Raw genomic sequence first — 20,663 nt, 5'->3', positions numbered from 1 at the left:
GTCGCAGCGACCGCTGGCCCCTGCCCGACCCGTCGGGCGGCTGACGGAGGAACGCGGCGGCCGGCGCGGCGGCCGGCGGAGTGGGTCGCAGAGCTGACACACCGTCTGGAAATTGATTTCCGCAGGGGTCTGGTCGGACATCAGCTGCGGATGTCAGACTTGGGCCAACCAGAGTTGAATCCATTCAATGCCCGACGGTATGTCGGGAACGAGCCAGTTGCGATGGGTACGACAGGGCGTCATCGCCCAGAGGGAGCACCGCATGACTCGTTCGGGAAGTCACAGACAACGACGCGGGCGGATGCTGGTCGCCGGGGTCGCGGCGCTCGGCCTGTGTGCCGGCGCGGCGCCGGTCGCCGGTTCCGCGGCCGCCGCCGAGGGCGAGGGCGAGCAGCTGCTCGCCTTCCCCGGGGCCGAGGGATTCGGCCGTTACGCCACCGGCGGCCGGGGCGGCACCGTCTACCACGTCACCAACCTCGACGACAGCGGCCCGGGTTCGTTCCGGGACGCGGTGAGCCAGCCGCACCGCACCGTGGTCTTCGACGTCGGCGGCATCATCGAGATCGAGGAACGCGTCCAGGTGGCGCCGTACATCACCATCGCCGGGCAGACCGCGCCCGGCGAGGGGATCACCATCTACGGCAACGGGCTGTCCTTCACCGACGCGAACAGCACCATCGCCCGACACTTCCGGGTCCGCCAGGGCGTCCAGGGGACCCCCGAGACCGACGCCATCACCATCGTGACCGGCGACAACATGATCTTCGACCATCTCTCCGTGACCTGGGGCCGCGACGAGGTGTTCTCCATCAGCAACGGCGACCCGGCCGCGGGCGCCAGCCGCATCACCGTCCAGGACTCGATCATCGGCCAGGGGCTCGACACGCACTCGGCCGGCGGGCTCATCGAGACCGCCGGCGGCGTGAGCCTGCTGCGGAACCTCTACATCGACAACGACATCCGCAACCCCAAGGTCAAGGGCGTCAACCAGTACGTCAACAACGTCGTCTACAACTGGCGGCGGGAGGCGTACATCCTCGGCGGCTCGCAGTACACCTCCGAGGCCAACGTGCAGAACAACTACTTCATCGCCGGGCCGAGCACCGAGACGGGCCCGTTCACCCGCGGCAACGAGAACTTCCACCTGTTCGCCGAGCAGAACTACCACGACCCCGACCGCGACGGCGTGCTGGACGGCTACGACGTGCCGCGCGAGGAGTACACGACGGTCACCTGGATGGACACGCCGTACCCGTACCCGGCCGTCGAGGACCTGATGAGCCCGACGGAGGCGTACGCGTACGTCATCGAGAACGCCGGGGCGTCCCTGGACCGGGACCGCGTCGACCGGCTGCTCGTCAACGAGGTCACCTCGCTCGGCGCGGACGGCGCCGTGATCAGCGACGAGAACGACGCGCCCGTCAACGGGCCCGGGCCGGTCCACGGCGGCCCCGCCCCGCGGGACACCGACCGCGACGGCATGCCGGACTGGTGGGAGCTGGTGCACGGCCTCGACCCCGCGGCGGCGGGCAACAACGCCGACGGGGACGGCGACGGCTACAGCGACCTCGAGGAGTACCTCAACTGGCTGGCCCGGTGAGCGCGACGCTCCCGGACGTGGAGTCGAACCCCGACTGACCTGTTGTCCCCAAGGAGAGCGGTCCCTTGCGCTCTCCAGTTGTCTGACGTGTGTTGTCTGCCGTCGAACGACGAGACCGCGAAAGAGAGAGCACAGACATGACCACCACCGTTCCGAGAGACGCCCGGGGCCCCGCCTCCGGGCACGTCCCCACCGTCGGCGCGGTCACATGAAAACGGACGTCCCCCAACGCGCCCCCCAGCGTGTCCCGCAACGCGACCAACCCCGCGGCCGCAGCCCGGTGGCGAAGCGCGAGGGCCGTGCCGCCTACCTGTTCCTGGCCCCCTGGTTCGTCGGCATGGCGGTCATCACCATCGGCCCGATCCTGGCCTCGCTGTACCTCTCGTTCACCGACTACAGCCTGCTCCAGCCGCCGGAGTGGCTCGGCCTGGACAACTACCAGCGGATGCTGGACGACGAGCGGCTGCACAAGGCGCTGCGCGTGACGTTCACCTACGTGCTCGTGTCGGTGCCGCTGCAGCTCGCCGCCGCCCTGGCGCTGGCGCTCTTCCTCGACCGAGGGGTGCGCGGACTGGCCATCTACCGGTCCATCTACTACCTGCCGTCGCTGCTGGGCGGCAGCGTCGCCATCGCGATCCTGTGGCGGCAGATCTTCGGCACCGAGGGGCTCATCAACCAGCTGCTCGACCTCGTCGGCATCCAGGGCGAGGGGTGGGTGTCCCATCCGGACTACGCGCTGGGCACGCTGATCACGCTCAACGTGTGGACGTTCGGCTCGCCCATGGTGATCTTCCTGGCCGGGCTGCGGCAGATCCCTGCCATGTACTACGAGGCGGCGGAGGTGGACGGCGCCGGCACGTTCACGAAGTTCTGGCGGATCACCGTCCCGCTGCTCACGCCGATCATCTTCTTCAACCTGGTGCTGCAGATCATCGGGTCGTTCCAGACGTTCACGCAGGCGTTCATCGTCAGCGGCGGCACCGGCGGCCCGGCGGACTCCACGCTCTTCTACACGCTCTACACCTACGACCGCGGCTTCGGCTCGTTCGAGATGGGCTACGCGTCGGCGTTGGCCTGGGTGCTGCTGGTCATCATCGCCGGCTTCACGGCGGTGAACTTCCTGATGGCGAAGAGGTGGGTGCACTATGGCGACTGACCTCGGACCCGCGGTCGGCGGCGCGGCCACGGACGACGGCGCGCGACAGGAGAGCGAACGGCGGTACGGGCGCCACAGCAGCCGGCAGCGGCGGCTGCTCAAGCACGTCGTGCTGATCGTCTTCGGCTTCGCGATGCTCTACCCGCTGCTGTGGATGGTGTCGAGTTCGTTCAAACCCTCGGACCAGATCTTCCGCGACCCGTCGATCATCCCGAGCGAGTTCGACTTCAGCAACTACACCGAAGGCTGGACGGCGCTCACCCACCCGTTCCACCACTACCTGATCAACTCCGCGATCATCGTGGGCTTCTCCGTGGTGGGCAACCTGCTCACCTGCGCGATGGCGGCCTACGCGTTCGCCCGGCTGGAGTTCCGCGGCCGGCGACTGTTCTTCACCGCGATGCTCGGCACGATCATGCTGCCGGTGCACGTCGTGATCGTGCCGCAGTACGTGCTGTTCTCGGAGCTGGACTGGATCAACACCTACTACCCGCTGATCGTCCCGAAGTTCCTGGCCACCGACGCGTTCTTCATCTTCCTCATGGTCCAGTTCATCCGCGGGCTGCCCCGGGAGCTGGACGACGCCGCGCGCATCGACGGCTGCGGCCACGCGCGCATCTTCTGGCGGATCATCATGCCGCTGAGCCTGCCGGCGCTGGCCACGACCGCCATCTTCACCTTCATAGCGGTGTGGAACGACTTCTACAGCCAGCTGATCTTCGTGACCGACCCCGATCTCTACACGGTCCCGGTGGCGTTGCGCACCTTCGTCGACTCGCAGGGCGAGTCCGCCTGGGGCCCGTTGTTCGCGATGTCCCTGGTGGCGCTCGGCCCGATCTTCGGGTTCTTCCTCGCCGGGCAGCGCTACCTGATGCGCGGCATCTCCACGACCGGCATCAAATGACGAAAGGAACACCCGTCCTCATGCGAAACAGAACCCTCCGCGCCCTCGCCACGGCCGTGCCGGCCGCCGCGCTGCTGCTCACGGCCTGCGGCGGCGGCTCCGGCGACGACGACGGCGTGGTCGAGCTGCGCTACGCGTTCTGGGGCAGCGACGAGCGGGCGCAGATGACCCAGGACATGATCGACACGTTCGAGGCGGAGAACCCGGGCATCCGGGTGGAGATCGACTACGCGGACTTCGGCGCCTACTTCGACCGGCTGGCCACCAGCGTGGCCTCCGGCGACGCCCCCGACATCATGACCATGGGCGGCGCGTACCACAGCGAGTACGCCGGGCGCGGCGCGCTGCTCGACCTGGCCCAGGTGGGGGACGTCATCCGCACCGACGAGATCCCTGACGACCTCCTGGCCCACGGCACGTTCGACGAGGCGCTCTACGCCATCCCGACCGGCGTCGTCGGCTACGCCATGGTGGCGAACCCGGCCGTCTTCGACCAGGCCGGTCTGGAACTGCCGGACGACACCGCCTGGACCTGGGACGACTTCGCGGGGCTGTGCACCGAGATCGGCACCGCGCTCGGCGACGACGGCTACGGCGCCCAGGACCTCACCAACCACAACACCCTGTCGCTGTGGGCCCGGCAGCACGGCGAGGAGCTCTACACCGACGACGGCGAGGTGGGGGTGTCGGCCGGCACGCTCACCGACTGGTGGGACTTCGCGACCGGGCTGCGCGACTCCGGGTGCACGCCGTCGGCGACGCTGAGCGAGGAACTGGCCAGCATGGCGGCGCCGGAACAGACCCTCATCGGCACCAACAAGGCGGGCATGTCGCTGGTCTGGTCGAACGCGCTGGAGGCGCTGAGCACGGCGTCGGGTGAGCAGCTCGAACTCCTCATCCCGCCGGGCGAGAGCGAGGGCGAACACGGCATGTGGCTCGGGCCCTCGATGTACTACACGATCTCGTCCGGCTCCGACCACCCCGAGGAGGCCGCCCGGCTGATCGACTTCATGCTCAACGAGCCGGCGGCGGCGGAGGCGTTCCTCACCGACCGCGGCCTGCCGGTCAACCCCAGCGTGCGCGAGGCGATCACGGACCAGCTCACCCCGGTGCAGCAGGCCGAGGCGGAGTACATCGGCCGGCTCGAGAACGCGCTGGGCGCCCCGGGGTCGCCGGATCCGGTCGGCTCCACCGAGACCGCCGACATCGTGACCCGGCTGAACAGCGAGGTGCTCTTCGACCGTACGTCGCCCGAGGACGCCGCGGAACAGATGATCTCCGAGGTCGGGACGGCGATCAGCCAGTGAGCATCCGATGAGCATCGACCGGCGCGCCCTGGTGTCCCGGCACGCGGTCGAGGTGACGGAGCCGGACGGGCGTTCCCCGCTGTCGGTCGGCAACGGCGAGTTCTGCTTCACCGTCGACGTCACCGGGCTGCAGACCTTCCCCGACCGCTACCCGGTGGCGTCCAGGGACGGCACCCCGGCGGCGACGCTGCTGGGCACCCAGGCCCAGTGGGGCTGGCACTCCGTCCCGGCCGGCGAGGCCGGTGACGGCGGTGACGGCTTCCGGCTGGAGGACGTGCTCGTCACCTACGACACGCCCCGCGGCCCGGTGCCGTACGCCGACATGACCGGCAGCATCGGTGCGGGCGGCGACCGCACCGACTCCCCCGCCGAGCTGTGGCTGCGGTCCAACCCGCACCGCCTCGACCTCGGCCGCATCGGCCTGGCGGGCGTGGCCGCCGACGACGTCGCCGGCGTGCGGCAGGTGCTCGACCTGTGGCACGGCGTCGTGGACAGCTCCTTCACGCTGCGGGGCGAGCCGGTCCGGGTGCGGACGGTGTGCCATCCGGACGCCGACGTCGTGGCGATCCGGATCGTCTCCGAGGCGGTGCGGGCCGGGCGGCTCGCGGTGCGGATGGCGTTCCCCTACGGTTCGGAGCGGTGGCACGACGCCGCCGACTGGACCCGTCCGGACGCGCATCGCACCGCGCTCCGGGAGATCGACGGCGGCTGGCGCGTCGACCGGGAGCTCGACGACGCGCGGTACGCCGTCGTGGTCGGCGCGACCCCGGGACTGGCGCTGGTCCGGGCCGGCGAGCACGAGTTCCGGGTCACCGGCGACACCGCCACGCTGGACCTGGTCGTCGGCTTCGCCCCCGACCCCGCGGCGCTGCCGTCGCCGCCGCCCGCCTTCGACGAGGTGCGGGCGGCGGCCGCCGAGCACTGGCCGGCGTTCTGGTCCGACGGGGGCGCGGTGCGGCTCTCCGGCAGCGCCGACGAGCGGGCCGCGGAGCTCGAACGGCGCGTCGTGCTGTCGCAGTACCTGACCGCCGTGAACTGCGCCGGCTCCCTGCCGCCGCAGGAGACGGGGCTGGTGTGCAACTCCTGGCGGGGCCGGTTCCACCTGGAGATGCACTGGTGGCACGCGGCCCACTTCGCCCTGTGGGGGCGGCCCGAGCTGCTCCGGCGTGGGCTGCGCTGGTACCACGCGGCGTTGCGGCCGGCCCGGGCGACGGCGCGGATGCAGGGCTACCGGGGCGCGCGGTGGCCCAAACAGGTCGGCCCGGACGCGCGGGAGAGCCCGAGCCCGATCGGCGCGTTCCTGATCTGGCAGCAGCCGCACCCGATCCACCTCGCGGAGCTGCTGTACCGGGCCGCGCCCAGCCCGGCCCTCGGCCGGGAGGTGGTCGACGAGTTCGCCGACATCGTCTTCGAGACCGCCGAGTTCATGGCCGACTTCGCCGTTCCGACGGACCGTGGGTACCAGCTGGGACCGCCGGTGATCCCGGCGCAGGAGTCGTACGGGTCCCTCCGCGCCCGGGCCACCAACCCGACGTTCGAGCTGGCGTACTGGCACTGGGCCCTGGAGACGGCGCAGCGGTGGCGGCGACGCGCCGGCCTGCCGCGACACGAGGGGTGGAGCGCGGTGGCGGCGGGACTGGCGCCGCCGCACGTGCGCGACGGCGTGTACACGGCCATCGACGTCGAGCCGTACACCATCCGCACCGACCACCCGTCCATGCTGTGCGGGCTCGGCTTCCTGCCGAGGACGCCGCTGATCGACCCGTCGACCATGCGGGCCACGCTGCACGACGTGCTGGGCGACTGGGCCTGGGACACCACCTGGGGCTGGGACTACCCCGTCATCGCCATGACGGCCGCGCGGGTCGGCGAACCCGAGCTCGCGGTGGCGGCGCTGACGATGCCGGCGGACAAGAACGAGTTCCTCCCGAACGGCCACAACCGGCAGACGCCGTCGCTGCCGCTCTACCTGCCCGGCAACGGCGGCCTGCTGGCGGCCGTCGCCCTGATGGCCGGCGGCTGGGACGACGCGCCCGGCGGGCGGGCGGCACCGGGTTTCCCGGACGACGGCCGCTGGCACGTCGAGGCGGAGGGCCTGGTCCCCGCCCCCTGACCCCGCCGGCCGCACCCCACCGCCCACCGCCCACCGCCCACCGCCCACCGCCCGCGGCGGGCGGTGGGGCCCTAGCATCGATCCCGTGCGGGTGATGACGTGGAATCTCTGGTGGCGGTTCGGGCCCTGGGAGCGGCGGCGGGAGGCGATCCTGGAGGTGCTTCGGGCCGAGCGGCCCGACGTCCTGGGGCTGCAGGAGGTGTGGGAGCGCCCCGGGGAGAACCTCGCCGAGTGGCTCGCGGCGGAGCTGGGCATGCACTGGGCCTGGGCGCCGGGCGAGGTGCTGCCGCACTGGCGGGAGAGAGTCGGGGGGGACGACCCGTTCGGGGTGGGCAACGCGGTGCTCAGCCGCTGGCCGATCGCGGAGACCGCGGTGCTGAGGCTGCCGACCGCGGGCGGTCCCGCGGAGGTGCGCACCGCGCTGTTCGCGCTGCTGGCCGCGGATCCGGAGCCGGTGCCGTTCTTCACCACGCATCTGCACTCCGGCGTCGCGGGCTCGGCGGTGCGGTGCGAACAGGTCCGCGCGCTGGCCGGGTTCGTGGCGGAGCAGCGCCGCGAGCTGCCGTTTCCGGCGGTGCTGACGGGCGACTTCAACGCCGAACCGGACTCCGACGAGATCCGGCTGCTCGGCGGCTGGCTCACCGAGCCGGCCGTGCCCGGGCAGGTGCTGGTGGACGCCTGGCGCTTCGCCGAGCCCGGGCAGCCATGGGCGACCTGGGACGGCGGCAACCCGTACATCGCGGACGCCGCCTGGTTCGACGCCCGCATCGACTACGTGCACGTCGGGCTGCCGGGTCGTCCCGTGCTCGGACGGGTGCGCGGGGTGCGCCGGGCCGGGGACGGCCCGGTGGCGGGCGTGTGGCCGTCGGACCACGCGGCGGTGCTGGCCGAGCTCCAGGAAGGGTGAGCAGGGGGCAGCAGCGGGGTCAGCAGTCGAAGTGCTCGGTGAAGAGCTGGTCGCGCGGGATGCCCCGCGCCCGCAGCCGTCCCGTGGTGGACTCGACGAAGCCCGGGCTGCCGCAGATGAAGTAACGGGCGCTGCGGTCGAGTCGGAGCCGGTCGGAGTAACGGGTGCCGAGGCGGCGGCGCAGTTCGTCGCCGAAGACGGCCTCGGCGGGGACCGAGACGATGTGGGTCAGCGACATGTGCGGCCCGGCGTGCCGGTGCACCAGCTCGACGAACGGGGTGACGCCGATGCCGCCGGCGACCAGCACCGCGGGGCGCCGGTCGTCGCGGGCCTGGCGGGTGAACGTGCCGTAGGGCCCGTCGAGGCGGAGGATCGTGCCCGGCGGCAGCGCGCTCAGCCGGGCGGTGAACGGGCCCGCCTGCTTCACCGCGAAGGTGAGCGTGCCGTCGTCGCCGAGCCGGACCACGCTGAACGGGTGCGCCCGGGACAGCGGATGGCGGCGCAGATAGCAGAACTGCCCGGGACGCGGCCGCAGTCCCCGGCCGAGCGGGGAGAGCGTGTACTGGGTGACGGTGGGCGACAGCGGCACCGCCGTGACCAGGCGGTAGCGGCGCGACCAGAGCGGCACGGCGAGCCGCCAGAGCACCACCAGGGCGAGGCAGCCGGCCAGGGTCAGCCAGTAGGCGCGCAGCCACGGCAGGTCGAGCAGGAACGAGCCGATGCCGTAGGCGTGCAGGAACACCAGCCCGGTCAGCGGGTAGGAGAGGTAGTGCACCCGGCGCCAGGCGCGGTGCCGGAGCGCGCCGCGCAGCAGGGTGCTGGTCAGCCACAGCGCGAGGAAGAGCAGCAGCGCGATCCGGCCGATGGTGGTGTACGTGGACTCGACCCAGGTGAAGTCGACGATCACCAGATACGACAGGTCCCGGTGGGCGGCGATCATCTCCAGCAGCGGGTGCAGCAGCACCAGGAACGCGCCGCAGCCGCCGAGCCAGCGGTGCAGCGCGACGACCGCCAGCCGGTCCCGGCAGAGCCGCTCGGAGACCTGGCGGACGCCCAGCACCACCTGCCACCACAGCGCGAGCGCGCCGGCCAGTCCGACCACGTTGGCGGTCTCCCCCACGCTGTGCATCCGCCCCAGCAGGGGCGTGAACGGCAGCGCGGACAGGGTCATCAGCGTCAGCAGGCGGATCATGCCGGGGACTCCAACGGCAGGTCGGGGGACGTGCGCACCGCTCCGTCGCGGTCCACGGTGAGCCAGCCGGCGGCCGGGTCCTGGCCGGCCAGCCAGCCGGGTCCCTCGGCGGTGCCGAGGATCGTCAGACAGGTGGCGTAGACCTCGGCGGCGGCCAGGTCCCGGGTCAGCACGGTGGCCTGGAGGCAGTCGGAGTCGGCCGGCGCGCCGGTGCGCGGGTCGACGATGTGGTGCAGCCGGGTGCCGGCGGCGTCCCGCCAGCCGCGGCGCACGACGCTGCTGGTCGCCACGGCGACCGAGCCGGATAACGCCAGGGTGCCGGCCGGTTCGGGCGCCAGCGGGTGCTCGACGCCGACCCGCCACGGCGGGTCCGCGGGGCCGGTCCTGGCGACCAGGTCGCCGCCGGCGTCGATGAGGCAGCGCGGCGCGGACACGGCGTCGGCGGCGGCCTGCACGCTCCAGCCCTTGACGAAGCCGCCGAGGTCGACGGCGACGCCCGGGGGCAGCAGGACCGTTCCGGCGTCGTGGTCGAGGTGGACCCGGGGCGGGTTCTGGCCGGCGGTGGGAGAGCCGGCGGCGGGAGCGACGGTCACGGGCGCCGGCGGGTCGGAGCGGACGAGCTGGTCGAAGTCGACCCCGTAGCCGAGCCGGACGAGTTCGGCGCCGAGGAACGGGCTGAACAGGCCGCCGGTCCGCGCCTGGTAGCGGCACGCCTCGTCCAGGACCTTCAGGAACAGCGCGGACACGGCCACGCCCGCCGCGCCGTCGCCCGCGTTGGCCCGCGAGGTGTCGCTGTCGGGGAGGAACCTGCTGAAGACCCGCTCCACCTCGCGCAGCCAGCCGAGCACGTCGGCGCCCTCGCGGGGCGGCAGGACCAGCAGCAGTTCGGTGCCCATGACCCGTTCGCGGATGGCCCGCACGGTCAGGAGCCCCGGGTGTAGGTGGTGACGTCGTCCGGATCGAGCGGTTCGCCGGGCGCGAAGCTGGCGCCGACGTCCGCTACCATCTCCGGCTCGTCACCGGCCTCCGCCGGCAGGAACTCCACGGTGGCCTGGGAACTGCTGGGCTCGGTGCCCACCTCGATGGTCCCGGTGAACAGCACGCGGGCCTCCCAGTACACGTTGCCCTCGACCCGGTAGGTGTACCGGCCGGGCTTCACCGGGGTGCCGTTGCTGTCGGTGCCGTCCCAGTAGAGGGTGTGCCGGCCGCTGTCCTGGGCGGGGCGGCTGGCGGACTCCCGCTCCTCGTCGGACGCCGACTCCCAGCCCGCGGTCTCGCGCCACAGCGGCAGCGACTCGGGGCGCCGGTCGTAGCCGCCCTCCGCGGTGAAGCTGGTCGCGAAGAGCGTGCGGACGTAGGCGCCGGACTCGTCCTCGATCCAGACGGCGATCTGGTTGCTGGCGTGCGTGTCCAGCCGGTTGAGCTGGTAGGAGACGCTGACCAGGCCCAGGCTCTCGGCCGTGGGCGCCAGCGTCGCGGTCGTCGCCGGAACGTGTCGTTCCCGCTCCGCGGCCACGGCGGGCGGGTCGGGCAGCTGCTGGAGGTAGGTGCCGGTGGCGGTCACCGCGACGCCCGTGAGGACGACGACCGGAACGATCAGCCGGCTGGCGCGGTCCGGCATGTTTCCCCTCCCTCGACACCCTCTCGACCATTCGTTATCTTATAAGCATAAGAAGACGAATAACAAGGTCCGCCCAAGCCTTCGTAAACGGAGTCCCTCCCCGTGCCGGAGGCGGCGATACTGGGGTCTGCACGCGTCTGAGCCTCGTGGCGGAAGGGTTCTTTGTGCGTCCACAGGCGACAGCGAGACCCTGAACCGGGAAGCACTGTGAGCGAACTTTCCATCGATGAGCGCATCGGGCACCACATCAAGCGCGTGGAGCAACACCTGATCGCGGCCAAGCATTCGGCCGTGCAGGCGTTCGGCCTCAACGTTCCGCAGTACACGGTGCTGTTGGTGCTGTCCACGGAGCCCGGGCTGACCGGCGCCGGCCTGGCGCGGCGCTGTCTGGTGACGCCGCAGACCATGTCGGCCGTGCTCGGCACAATGGAGCGCGAGGGTCTCATCGAGCGCCTCCCGCACCCGACGCACCACCACGTCCTGGAGACGCAGCTCACCCCGCTGGGCTGGGGGCGGCTGCGCAAGGCGGACGAGGCCGCGGTCGCCGTGGAGCGGCGGCTCGGAGAGTTGTTCACCCCGGAGGAACGCGAGTCCTTCCTGGAGTATCTCGGCCGCTGCTCCACGGCGCTGGAGAACTGAGCCGGCTCACGCCGGGCTCAGTCCGCCAGCCCGCGACCGGCGCCTGGCCGGCGCCTCAGTAGAGGGCGAGCGCCCTGACCTGGCCGCCGAAGCCGCCGCGGTGCTTGGGCGCCCCGACGATCAGCAGCGCGCCCTTGTCGGGAACGGTGTCGAGCGCGGCCATGTTCTCGATCCCGTACTTGCCCACGGGCAGCAGCGTCTGGTGCGTCAGCGGGACGGCGGCCACGCCTCCGTCGAGGCTGCTGGTGTCCACCCCCGCGCCGACCACGTTCCGCTCCGTGACGAGGAACGCCGCCGCCTCGGGGCTGATGCCCGGGAACCGGAACACGCCGTCGGCGCCCTCGTTGAGGTGCGCGCCCGGGGTGCGCACCCGGGTCCACCATCCGGCGTCCACCGCCACGAACGCCCGGTCGGGCAGCCGGCCGTTGCGGCTCTCCCAACGCTGGATGTCGCGGACGGTCAGCAGCGTCTCCGGGTCCTGGGCGGCCCGGTCGGCGATCCGGATGACGGCGAGCGGGACCACCAGCAGTTCGGCCGACAGCTGTTCCACCGTGGGCGCGCCCACGCCGAAGTGGCCCGGCACGTCGATGTGGGTGCCGGCGTGCTCGTTGATGGTCAGCTGGTTCGCGTTGAAGCCGTCGATGTCCAGGTCGCGGACCTGCTCGAACACGGGCTGGTCGACGAGCGGGTAGAAGACCGGGAAGTCCTCGCCGAGCTCGTGGGTGAGGTCGGCGACCCGGTGCCCACCGCGGCCCAGGGTCGACGCCATGGTGTCGGCGCTGGCGACGCCGCTCATGGCGGCGCCGGCGGCGATGGTCGCCGTGCTGGCGGCGGACAGCCGGAACAGCGCCCGCCGGCCCACCCGGCGCGGCCGGGAACGCCCGGCGGTCGGCTCCGCCAGCTCGGCGTCGGGGTGCGGGTGGCCGTGCTCGGCGTGCCGCGCGGCGACCTGGTGGGACACGTCGGACGTGTCCGGGTCCGCCTGCTCCCCCACCACACCGCCGTGGACGACGTGCTGGTAGGCGGGCATGTCAACGTGACGCATCAGTGCGGGACTGCACATGAGTGTTTCCTCAGCTCAGGGTGGCCGGCGCGGCGGCCGGTTCGGGAACGGACGGGGACTCGGAGCCGGTCTCGGACTCGGACTCGGACTCGGACCGGGATTCGGACTGGGACAGCAGGCGCCACACCACGGCGGCCCCGGCGACGGAGAGCCCGGCCACCGTCCACAGGACGACGGCGAGCGCTCCGGTGTAGTCGGTGGCGAGCCCATCCGCGGACTCGCCACGCAGCAGGGCGGCGGACGCGTCGCCGATCCTGGAGTTCAGCAGCGTGGCCAGCGCGGCGCCCACGGCCGCGATGCCGACGGCCTCGCCGGTCAGCCGCACGGTGTTGAAGAGGCCGGCGGCCATGCCGCTGCGCCCGGGCTCCACCACGGAGACCGCGGTGCCGTCCAGGACGGCCAGCGACAGGCCGAACCCGGCGCCCACCAGGGCGACGGCGCCCGGGTGGAAGCCGGTCGCGAGCCAGCCGGCGCCGAGCGCCTGGGCGGCGAGCGAGAGCACCAGGATGGTGCGGGCGGACAGCCGCCTGGCCAGCAGCCCGGCGAACATGGGCACGACGAGCGCCGGGGCGGTCATCATCGCCAGGGACAGGCCGATCTCGCCCGAGTCGGCGCCCTCCACGGACTCCAGGTAGGGCGGCAGCACCACGAGCAGGGCGACGAAGCCGAAGGCCAGCACCGTGGGCACCACGCACACCGCCAGGAACTTCGGCAGGGCGAAGAGCGACACGTCGAACAGCGGCTCCGGCCGGCGGCGTTCGAGCACGGCGAACGCCACCAGCAGCGCCGCTCCGACGGCCGCGGCGCCGAGCACCACGGGGCTCGTCCAGCCCCGCTGCTGGGCCTCGACCAGGGTGAAGATCAGCGCGGACAGGCCGGACGTGAACGTCAGACCGCCGCCCCAGTCGATCTCGGCGGCCGGCCCCCGCGACTCCCGCAGGATCAGCGGGCTCACCAGCAGCACGACGGTGGCGACGGCCGCGATGGTGGCGAACAGCGTCCGCCAGTCGCCCAGGGCGATCAACGCCCCGCCGACCAGCGGCCCGCAGGCGAGCCCGAGGCCGAACGAGGTGCCCAGCATGGCGAACGCCCGGTCGCGGCGCGGCCCGCTGTAGGTGTGGGCCAGGATGGCGCTGCCGGCGGTCACCACGCTCGCGGCCCCGGCGCCGGCGAGCGCCCTGGCCAGGTCGACCACCAGCACCGAGGGGCCGGCGGCGGCGACGAAGCCCGCGACCGCGAAGGTCGCGAGCCCGCCGAGGAACATCCGGCGCCGGCCGATCCGGTCGGCCAGCGAACCGGTCACGGCCATGAACGCCGCGAACGTGAGCATGTAGGCGTTGGCCACCCACTGGGTGGCGGCGACGCCGCTGTCGAACTCGGAGCCGACGTTCGGCGCCGCCAGCGCGCCGCCCGTCAGCGAGATCGGCAGCAGCGAGGCCGCGAGGCACACCACCACGGCCACCCGCCACGACTCGTGCGGCGCACCGTCGAGCGCGCCGTCCGGCGCACCGTCGGGTGTGTCGGACGCCGTGTCGGGTGCCGTGTCCGGTGCGGTTTCAGATGCCGCGTCCGGTGCGGCGTCCGGTGCGGTGTCTGCCGCGTCGGGTGCTGTTTCGTGTGGTGCGTCGGGTGGGGTGTCGGCGTCTCGCCGGCGGCGCGAGACGGCGCTGGTCGGAACCATGGGAAGAACCTCGACAATTCTGTGGAGGACGTCGGCTGGGGGACGTCGGGGAGTCAGCCGGCGACGCCGGCCGCCTGATACCGCGCCACGCCGTCGTGGTCGCGGGCCGGTCGCGCGTGCCGGGTGCGGCCCCAGCGGACGAGGGCGGAGCCGATGGCCATCCCGCCGCCGAACGCGGACAGCAGCACCGTGTCGCCCTCCGTCAGTTCGCGGCGCCGGTGCACCACGTCCAGGGCGATGGGCACCGACGCGGCCCCGGTGTTGCCGTGCAGTTCGACGGTGAGCTGGAGCGCGGCGTTGACCAGCTTCAGCTCGGGCCACACCTCGCGCAGCATCACGCCGTTCGCCTGGTGCGGGACGAAGTGCCGCACCTCCTCGGCGTCCACGCCGGCGCGGTGCAGCAGGTCGTGCACCGCCTGCGGCAGGTTCTCCTGCACGAAGCTGCGCACCCCGCGACCGTCCATCTGGAAGAAGTGCGAGCCCTCGCGCACGGTGTGCGCGGTCGCCGGCATCCGGCTGCCGCCGGCGGGCACCCCGATGAGGCGGTGCTGGTCGCCCCTGCTGACCAGGCTGGTCGAGAGGATGCCGGAACCCGTGCCGTCTTCGGGCGTCGTCGCGCCGAGCACCACGGCGCCCGCGCCGTCCCCGAAGAGGATCGCCGTCCTGCGGTCCGAGTAGTCCAGGATGCGGGAGTAGATGTCCGCGCCGATGACCAGTCCGTACCGCCGCTCGGCCGCCGGATCCGTCCGGAGCAGCCGCTCCACCAGCGACAGCGCGTAGACGAACCCGCTGCACACGGCGTTGACGTCGAACACGGCGGCGTTGACCGCGCCGATCAGGTGCTGCACGAAGCTGGCGGTGGGTGGCTGCGGCTGGTCGGGCGTGGAGGTGGCCAGCACGATGTACGCCACCTCCTCGGGGCGCACCCCCGCCTGGCGCAGCGCCCGTTCGGCGGCGACCGCGGCCAGGTCCGAGGTGGCCTGGTGCGCCTCCGCCCTGCGCCGCTCGCGGATGCCGGTCTTCCGGGTGATCCACTCCTCGGTCACGCCGACGCCGCGGGCGATCTCGTCGTTGGTGACGACCACGCTGGGCAGCAGCGATCCGGTGCCCAGGATTCCTATCGCGTTCACACCGTCTCCAGTTCCGCGAGTTCCGACTCGTCGTCACCGGCCGGCAGACGCCGCCAACCGGCCCGTTCCGCATGAGCGTTGAGTGCGGGGTCGGCGCCCACCACCACGGGGTGGCCGACCGCCCTGAGCAGGTCCAGATCGCTGATGTGATCCCCGTACGCGGTGCAGGCCGCGAGGTCCGCGCCGCGCACGGCGGCCGCGGCGTGCGCCGCCCGGCCCTTGGTGGCACCGATCATCGGCACCACCACCTCGCCGGTGAGGCGGCCCCGCCGGATCACCGGCCGGGTGCCGATGGCCCAGTCGGCGCCCGTCGCCTCGGCGATCGGGTCCAGGCAGGCGAAGAAGGATCCGGAGACGAGGACGATCGGTTCGCCCGCCTCCCGATGCCCGGCGAGCGCGCGCCGCACCGCCGGAACGTAGAGTCCGTGCTCCGTCTCGTGGGCGTACCACTCCCGGCCCACGGCGGCCAGTTGTTTCGCCTCCTCGCCGGCGTAGTAGCGGTAGTAGCGGCGGTTGATCTCCTGCCGCGGCAGGCCGCGGTCGGCGCCGCGCCGCATCTCGCCGACCAGTCGGTCGTAGGTGTCCGCCGGCTCGCCCCGTCGTGCCAGGTAGAAGTCGAGAAAGCGGAACATGCTCTTGACCCGGATGAGGGTCTCGTCCACATCCGAGAACGTCATCGAGGTGATCATGAAGGTGCCGCCCGTCAGCCGGCCGCTACGCGGGTGAGAGTGAGGTCGACGGTGCACAGCAGCTCGTCACGCTGCCGCGCCTCGACCCGGACAGGAACCTGCTCCAGCAGGGCGTGCTCCCCGGACGCTCCCCGTTCCCCGTCGGGAGCGCGCAGTTCGAGCACGCCGCCCTGCGTGTAGTAGACGCCGTCGTCGTCGGGCTCGAAGCGGACCAGCTCGCCGGTCCGCGCGGTGAGCAGCGTCTCGTCCTCCAGCTCCCCGAAGCGGAGGAAGTCCACGCTGACGTCCGTGGGGAACACCTTGGCCGTGGACATGCCGCACACGTCGAGGGCGGTGAAGAGCGCCAGCTGGCGCGCGCCCTCGCCGATCACCATGCCCGGCAGGTGGTCCTGCGGGTGGTCGAACATGCTCGGGTGGCCCACGGGGATCCGCAGGGTCGCCCGGCTGCTGGTGCCCGAGGTGCTGGCGTTGGTCAGCACGACGTTCTCCGGGGCCGCCCGGCCCACCAGATACGGGGCCACCGGGGTGCCCGCGGTGGTCTCCGGGTGGGTCGCCGACGACGGCAGGGCGAGGCCGCCGCGGTTCTTCAGACGGAGCGTCAGGTAGTCCGTCGGCGACTTGAACCGCAGACCCATCTCGGCGGTGCCGAGCACGCCGCCCTCGGTGTACAGCTCGAGGGCGTAGTCGAGTCCGGTCACCCGGCCGTCCCGCACCCGGCGGTTGGTCACCCGGACGCGCATGGCCAGCGAGAACGGCGACGAACCCACCTGCAGCAGACGCGGGTTGACCAGGTGCAGGCGCAGGTGCGTGAGGATGAACTTGTGGTCCTCGGCGACCTCGTAGAACCGGTGGGCGCCGGCCAGGGTGGCCTGCCGGCAGGCCTCCAGCAGCAACACCGGGTCGTGGTAGCTGGGACGCAGCAGGTGGTCGCCGTAGTAGGCGTGCGAGCGCGGCAGTTGCGCGGCGGCGGCGTAGCTCTCCGCGTCGATCGGCCGCAGATCGGTCAGGAACACCTCGCCCAGCGCGTCCCGGTGCACCAGAAGGCGGTCCACCGTGCGGCTGTAGTCGAGCTCCGGTCCGTCCGGTAGGGCGGTGGGGAGCGCGGACGATCTGATGGTGGTGCTCATGAGACAGGCCCTTCGTGAGGTGGTCAGTCCTTTGCTTCTCTTGCTCGCCGACACCGCCGGATGGGCAGGCGTGGGGCTGGGATGCGGGACGGCGACGGGAACGCGGTGGCCGGTTCGACGGCGAAGCGGGCCACGGCTGTCCCCGAGGCATCGCGAGACGGGGAATGCCACGTAGCGGCTGGGACCGCGGTACGGATGAAGCGGAGGCCCGTGGGCCACCGTTGACCGCGACGTCTACGGGGCCGGCTGGTCCGACGAGACCGGGGACATCCCGGCTGCCGGGCCCGGCCGTGTGACGGGCGGGTTCAGATCCACGGCGTGGGTGGCGCCGACGGCACCCCTCCCCGTTCCGGAGCTGTGTCCGGTCCGAGTGTGGTCAGGGACGGCCGTGCTGCGACGCGGTCGGTCATCGAAGACATCCCCCGAAGTCAGGCTCTGGTCTAAGCCATCGATCTCGCATATGCTTTCGTAGGACCATAAGAGATCTGATACACGTCGTCAATCGGATGGGAGTCAAGGGTATGCAAAGTGCTGAGGTTGCGGCGCGGTCCGGCGCCGACGAGCACGCGTACGACGTCCTCATCGTCGGCGCCGGACCGGTCGGGATGATGGCCGGCTGCGAACTGCTGCGCCGCGGCCTCCGGGTGCGGATCATCGACCGGGCGCCCGAGCCGTCGCCGTTCCCCAAGGCGCTGCTGCTGTGGCCGCGCAGTCTCGATCTCTTCGAGGACCTGGGCGCGCTGGACGAGCTGCGCGAGGCGGGGTTGGCGATCAACGCGTTCAGCTACTACTCGGACCGCGAGCACCTGGCCACCTTCGACTTCCCCGGGCCGCTGGTCCCCGTGTGCCTGCCGCAGAACGGGACCGAACTGATCCTCCGCGGCTGCCTGGAGCGGCTGGGCGGCACCGTGGAGCGTGGCGTCCGGCTGCTCAACTTCGACCGGCTGGACTTCTCCGGGCGGATCGACGCGGTGGACGGCGTGACCGCGATACTCGAACACGCCGACGGCCGGATCGAGCGGACCAGGGCCCCGTTCGTCATCGGCGCCGACGGGGCCGGCAGCACCGTGCGCTGCCTGCTCGGCACCGGCTTCAGCGGCAGCACCTACGAGGCCGCGTTCGCCCTGGTCGACGCGCACATCGAGGGCTCGCTGCCGGAGGACCGCGCGCTGTACTACCAGTCCCCCGCCGGCGCGTTGGTGGTGGTGGCGCTGCCCGACGGCGTCTTCCGCTTCTTCAGCAGCCTCACCCCCGGCGAGCCGGTGAGCGTCGCCAGCATGCAGCGGATCGTGGACGAGCGGGGGCCGAAGGGCGTCCGGATCACCGACCCGGTCTGGGAGAGCGTCTTCCGGGTGCACGCCCGGCACGCCAACGACTTCCAGCTCGGCCGGGTGTTCATCGCCGGCGACGCCGCGCACATCCACAGCCCCGCCGGCGGCCAGGGCCTCAACACCGGCATCCAGGACGCGCACAACCTGGCCTGGAAGCTGGCCGCGGTGATCCGCGGCGAGGCCCCGTCCGACCTGCTGCTCAGCTACGGTCCCGAACGCGCCGCCGTGGCCCGCCAGGTGGTGCGGGACACCGACATCCAGACCCGGGCGTGGATGGTGAAGGGGCGCGCCGAGGTCGCGGTCCGGGACGCCGCCTTCCGCATCGCCGACCGCACCGGGGCGATGTCGCGCTACTACGCCCCGGTCATGGCCGGCCGCCGGATCGCCTATCCCCCGGTCCGCGACACCCAGCGGCCCGGCGGACGCCCGGCCTGCCGGCTGCGGAACCGGCTGCCGGGCGGGCTTCGGGTCGGGGCCGTCTTCCCCCGGGAGCTGGCCGTGCCGCTGGGCGTCGCCGGCCCGGACGCCGACCCGATGGGCTGGAGCCTGGTCGCCGTCGGCCAGGGCGGCGGCACCGGATGGCACGCCCGGCTCGACGCGCTGGCGGCGGGCTGGGGCCAACTGACCCTGCTGGACCTGCCGGTGCGCGAGGCCCGCCCGGCGACCGGCTGCGGACAGCAGGGCTACTACCTGGTCCGGCCGGACGGCCATATCGCCGCGCACGGGCACACCGGCGACCTGGCCCGACTGCGGGCCGAGCTGACCGCCGTGCTCGGGGAGCCGGCGGCGCCGGGACAGACGCGGCGCGGCCGCCCCGTCGGACTGCCCGCCGTGGAGGCGCTCAGCGCCTGAGCCGAGCACCTCCACCAACCGGGCCTCCGTGCTCCAGACCTCCGCCGACCGGAAACGACCCGCATCGCCCGGCGCACCACCAGACGCGCCGGGCGGGCCCGGCCGTGCCGTCGTGACATGGCTCCCGGCCGCCCACCGACGTGCCGTGAGCAACCCACCCTCCAGTCCCTGTGCACCGGGAGCCCACGCCTCACTCCACCCGCTCGGTGACCAGCAGCGGGGGTTCCTCGTGCGCGCCGGCGTGCAGCCGGTCGACGGCGACCACCTGAAAGGACTCGGAGTGCTCGGCGATCGCCGGATCCAGGGCCAGATGCCCGCTCAGCACCTGGTACCTGATCCACTCCCGGGTGTACTGGTCGTCGGGGACCCCGTCGGCCAGGCAGACCCGGAGCTCCAGGTGCTCGTCATCCCCACCCGAGGGGATCACCACCACCTGGGCGGCGGTCACGTCGCGGTTCTCCAGGGCGAGGTCCACGAGTTCCCTGGCCCAGATCGGATGGCCCTGGAAGACGACGGACGGCTCGATCGGACCCAGAACGCGAAGGGCCCGCCCGGACCGACCGCAGCAGCAGTCGGCCGGCGCTCCCCGGTCGCCGATCAGGTACCGGATCAGTGGCGGCGCCCGGTGCACCTCGGTCGTCGTGACCAGGATGCGGTCCCCGTCGATCTCGGCGTACTGGTGCGGCAGCAGATGGAAGACGTCCTCCTCGCAGCCCGGCCCGCGGTGGCCGACCATCCACGCCTCGGCGGAGCCGTACAACTGCCAGACCTGCACGCCGGGCAGCCGGTGGGCGATCTCCCGCTCCGGGGTGGGGTCGTGGAACGCCCCGCCGATCAGCAGCTTCCGCAGCCACCACGGCGGTCGGCCCGAGCCGCCGTACCGGCGCAGCAGTTGGCGGACGACGCTGGGTGGCGCGGCGATCGCGTTCACCCCGTATTCCTCGCAGAAGGTCAGCCAGCGATCAAACTGGCCGTCCTGGAGGTCGCCCACGGGCAGCGCGGAGGCACCGCAGCGGGCGGCCAGCCGGTTGTAGAACGCGTGCGTCGGCCATGACCGGCCGGCCGGGAAGAAGTTGGCCAGCACGTCGCCGGGTTGCAGCGCGTGCCAGACCCCCCTGACCTCCTCCACGAACATGTCCTCGGGCAATAAGCTGATACTCGGCCTGGTGAGAGTGCCGCCCCCGGCGTATATGACGGATCCGTCCTCCGGTCGTCTCTGCCGAAGCAACTCGCCGGTAGCAACGGACAACTCCCGCGAAGTCAAGACGGGTAGTTCCTTCAGCCGCAACGGACGGCGCGAATCGTCGAGGTTGCTCAGATATTTCCGGTAGAGCGAGGGGATGTGCCGCAC

General features: G+C 72.4%; 17 protein-coding genes. 8 read left to right on the top strand and 9 right to left on the bottom strand.

Going from position 1 to position 20,663, the window contains the following annotated elements:
• The first annotated feature begins 262 nt into the window (after window positions 1–262).
• From ABGB06_RS27880 to ABGB06_RS27855, 6 genes are all read left to right on the top strand, one after another.
• Window positions 263–1,600: a hypothetical protein gene (locus tag ABGB06_RS27880; protein ID WP_347594308.1), complete on the top strand. Its 1,338-nt coding sequence runs from the start codon at window positions 263–265 to the stop codon at window positions 1,598–1,600.
• Window positions 1,601–1,808: 208 nt separating this feature from the next.
• A complete protein-coding gene (locus ABGB06_RS27875; RefSeq protein ID WP_347594306.1) occupies window positions 1,809–2,756 on the top strand; it encodes a sugar ABC transporter permease in 948 nt (315 codons plus the stop codon).
• A complete protein-coding gene (locus tag ABGB06_RS27870) occupies window positions 2,746–3,660 on the top strand; it encodes a carbohydrate ABC transporter permease (RefSeq protein WP_347594304.1) in 915 nt (304 codons plus the stop codon). Before ABGB06_RS27875 ends, ABGB06_RS27870 begins: the two co-directional genes overlap by 11 nt.
• A 20-nt stretch (window positions 3,661–3,680) precedes the next feature.
• Window positions 3,681–4,967, top strand: a complete 1,287-nt coding sequence (locus ABGB06_RS27865; RefSeq protein WP_347594302.1) for an extracellular solute-binding protein — start codon at window positions 3,681–3,683, stop codon at window positions 4,965–4,967.
• A 7-nt stretch (window positions 4,968–4,974) separates the two neighbouring features.
• On the top strand, window positions 4,975–7,080 hold the full coding sequence (locus ABGB06_RS27860) for a hypothetical protein (protein ID WP_347594300.1): 2,106 nt from the start codon (window positions 4,975–4,977) through the stop codon (window positions 7,078–7,080).
• A gap of 85 nt (window positions 7,081–7,165) precedes the next feature.
• On the top strand, window positions 7,166–7,987 hold the full coding sequence (locus tag ABGB06_RS27855) for an endonuclease/exonuclease/phosphatase family protein (protein ID WP_347594298.1): 822 nt from the start codon (window positions 7,166–7,168) through the stop codon (window positions 7,985–7,987).
• Between the two features lie 19 nt (window positions 7,988–8,006).
• On the opposite strand, the gene ABGB06_RS27850 is transcribed toward ABGB06_RS27855, so the two are convergent.
• Genes ABGB06_RS27850 through ABGB06_RS27840 form a run of 3 tightly spaced genes read right to left on the bottom strand, consistent with a single transcriptional unit; the run spans window position 8,007 to window position 10,800 of the window.
• Window positions 8,007–9,179: a ferric reductase-like transmembrane domain-containing protein gene (locus ABGB06_RS27850; RefSeq protein ID WP_347594296.1), complete on the bottom strand. Its 1,173-nt coding sequence runs from the start codon at window positions 9,177–9,179 to the stop codon at window positions 8,007–8,009.
• A complete protein-coding gene (locus ABGB06_RS27845) occupies window positions 9,176–10,099 on the bottom strand; it encodes an FAD:protein FMN transferase (protein WP_347594294.1) in 924 nt (307 codons plus the stop codon). Before ABGB06_RS27845 ends, ABGB06_RS27850 begins: the two co-directional genes overlap by 4 nt.
• A 2-nt stretch (window positions 10,100–10,101) precedes the next feature.
• Entirely contained in the window at window positions 10,102–10,800 is a 699-nt protein-coding gene (locus tag ABGB06_RS27840) for a DUF2271 domain-containing protein (RefSeq protein ID WP_347594292.1), read from the bottom strand.
• 207 nt (window positions 10,801–11,007) lie between these two features.
• Between ABGB06_RS27840 and ABGB06_RS27835 the strand changes: the two genes are divergently transcribed.
• Window positions 11,008–11,439 carry a MarR family transcriptional regulator gene (locus tag ABGB06_RS27835; RefSeq protein ID WP_347594290.1) on the top strand — a complete coding sequence of 144 codons (432 nt, stop codon included), beginning with the start codon at window positions 11,008–11,010 and terminating at the stop codon, window positions 11,437–11,439.
• 55 nt (window positions 11,440–11,494) lie between these two features.
• Here the strand turns inward: ABGB06_RS27835 and ABGB06_RS27830 are convergent, their stop codons facing one another.
• From ABGB06_RS27830 to ABGB06_RS27810, 5 genes are read right to left on the bottom strand one after another with little or no spacing between them, the layout of a single operon-like run.
• Complete coding sequence (locus tag ABGB06_RS27830; RefSeq protein ID WP_347594288.1) at window positions 11,495–12,502, bottom strand: cyclase family protein; 1,008 nt, start codon at window positions 12,500–12,502, stop codon at window positions 11,495–11,497.
• 10 nt (window positions 12,503–12,512) lie between these two features.
• Window positions 12,513–14,183: an MFS transporter gene (locus ABGB06_RS27825; protein ID WP_347594286.1), complete on the bottom strand. Its 1,671-nt coding sequence runs from the start codon at window positions 14,181–14,183 to the stop codon at window positions 12,513–12,515.
• A gap of 53 nt (window positions 14,184–14,236) precedes the next feature.
• Window positions 14,237–15,313 carry a beta-ketoacyl-ACP synthase III gene (locus ABGB06_RS27820; RefSeq protein WP_347594284.1) on the bottom strand — a complete coding sequence of 359 codons (1,077 nt, stop codon included), beginning with the start codon at window positions 15,311–15,313 and terminating at the stop codon, window positions 14,237–14,239.
• On the bottom strand, window positions 15,310–15,990 hold the full coding sequence (locus tag ABGB06_RS27815) for an HAD-IB family hydrolase (protein ID WP_347594282.1): 681 nt from the start codon (window positions 15,988–15,990) through the stop codon (window positions 15,310–15,312). Before ABGB06_RS27815 ends, ABGB06_RS27820 begins: the two co-directional genes overlap by 4 nt.
• A gap of 26 nt (window positions 15,991–16,016) precedes the next feature.
• Window positions 16,017–17,129, bottom strand: a complete 1,113-nt coding sequence (locus ABGB06_RS27810) for a ScbA/BarX family gamma-butyrolactone biosynthesis protein (protein ID WP_347594280.1) — start codon at window positions 17,127–17,129, stop codon at window positions 16,017–16,019.
• A gap of 521 nt (window positions 17,130–17,650) precedes the next feature.
• Between ABGB06_RS27810 and ABGB06_RS27805 the strand changes: the two genes are divergently transcribed.
• Window positions 17,651–19,312 carry an FAD-dependent monooxygenase gene (locus tag ABGB06_RS27805; protein WP_347594278.1) on the top strand — a complete coding sequence of 554 codons (1,662 nt, stop codon included), beginning with the start codon at window positions 17,651–17,653 and terminating at the stop codon, window positions 19,310–19,312.
• Window positions 19,313–19,502: 190 nt separating this feature from the next.
• Here the strand turns inward: ABGB06_RS27805 and ABGB06_RS27800 are convergent, their stop codons facing one another.
• Window positions 19,503–20,459, bottom strand: a complete 957-nt coding sequence (locus tag ABGB06_RS27800) for an AMP-binding protein (RefSeq protein ID WP_347594276.1) — start codon at window positions 20,457–20,459, stop codon at window positions 19,503–19,505.
• Window positions 20,460–20,663 lie beyond the last annotated feature (204 nt).

The sequence above is a fragment of the Streptomyces sp. B6B3 genome, from assembly GCF_039871525.1.
Lineage (GTDB): Bacteria > Actinomycetota > Actinomycetes > Streptomycetales > Streptomycetaceae > Streptomyces.
This window is presented reverse-complemented; position numbering and strand designations above follow the sequence as displayed.

Coding starts and splice junctions, on each gene's coding strand:
- ABGB06_RS27880 (WP_347594308.1), top strand. CDS start 263: ATGACTCGTTCGGGAAGTCACAGACAACGACGCGGGCGGATGCTGGTC.
- ABGB06_RS27875 (WP_347594306.1), top strand. CDS start 1,809: ATGAAAACGGACGTCCCCCAACGCGCCCCCCAGCGTGTCCCGCAACGC.
- ABGB06_RS27870 (WP_347594304.1), top strand. CDS start 2,746: ATGGCGACTGACCTCGGACCCGCGGTCGGCGGCGCGGCCACGGACGAC.
- ABGB06_RS27865 (WP_347594302.1), top strand. CDS start 3,681: ATGCGAAACAGAACCCTCCGCGCCCTCGCCACGGCCGTGCCGGCCGCC.
- ABGB06_RS27860 (WP_347594300.1), top strand. CDS start 4,975: ATGAGCATCGACCGGCGCGCCCTGGTGTCCCGGCACGCGGTCGAGGTG.
- ABGB06_RS27850 (WP_347594296.1), bottom strand. CDS start 9,179: ATGATCCGCCTGCTGACGCTGATGACCCTGTCCGCGCTGCCGTTCACG.
- ABGB06_RS27840 (WP_347594292.1), bottom strand. CDS start 10,800: ATGCCGGACCGCGCCAGCCGGCTGATCGTTCCGGTCGTCGTCCTCACG.
- ABGB06_RS27830 (WP_347594288.1), bottom strand. CDS start 12,502: ATGTGCAGTCCCGCACTGATGCGTCACGTTGACATGCCCGCCTACCAG.
- ABGB06_RS27825 (WP_347594286.1), bottom strand. CDS start 14,183: ATGGTTCCGACCAGCGCCGTCTCGCGCCGCCGGCGAGACGCCGACACC.
- ABGB06_RS27815 (WP_347594282.1), bottom strand. CDS start 15,990: ATGACGTTCTCGGATGTGGACGAGACCCTCATCCGGGTCAAGAGCATG.
- ABGB06_RS27810 (WP_347594280.1), bottom strand. CDS start 17,129: ATGAGCACCACCATCAGATCGTCCGCGCTCCCCACCGCCCTACCGGAC.
- ABGB06_RS27805 (WP_347594278.1), top strand. CDS start 17,651: ATGCAAAGTGCTGAGGTTGCGGCGCGGTCCGGCGCCGACGAGCACGCG.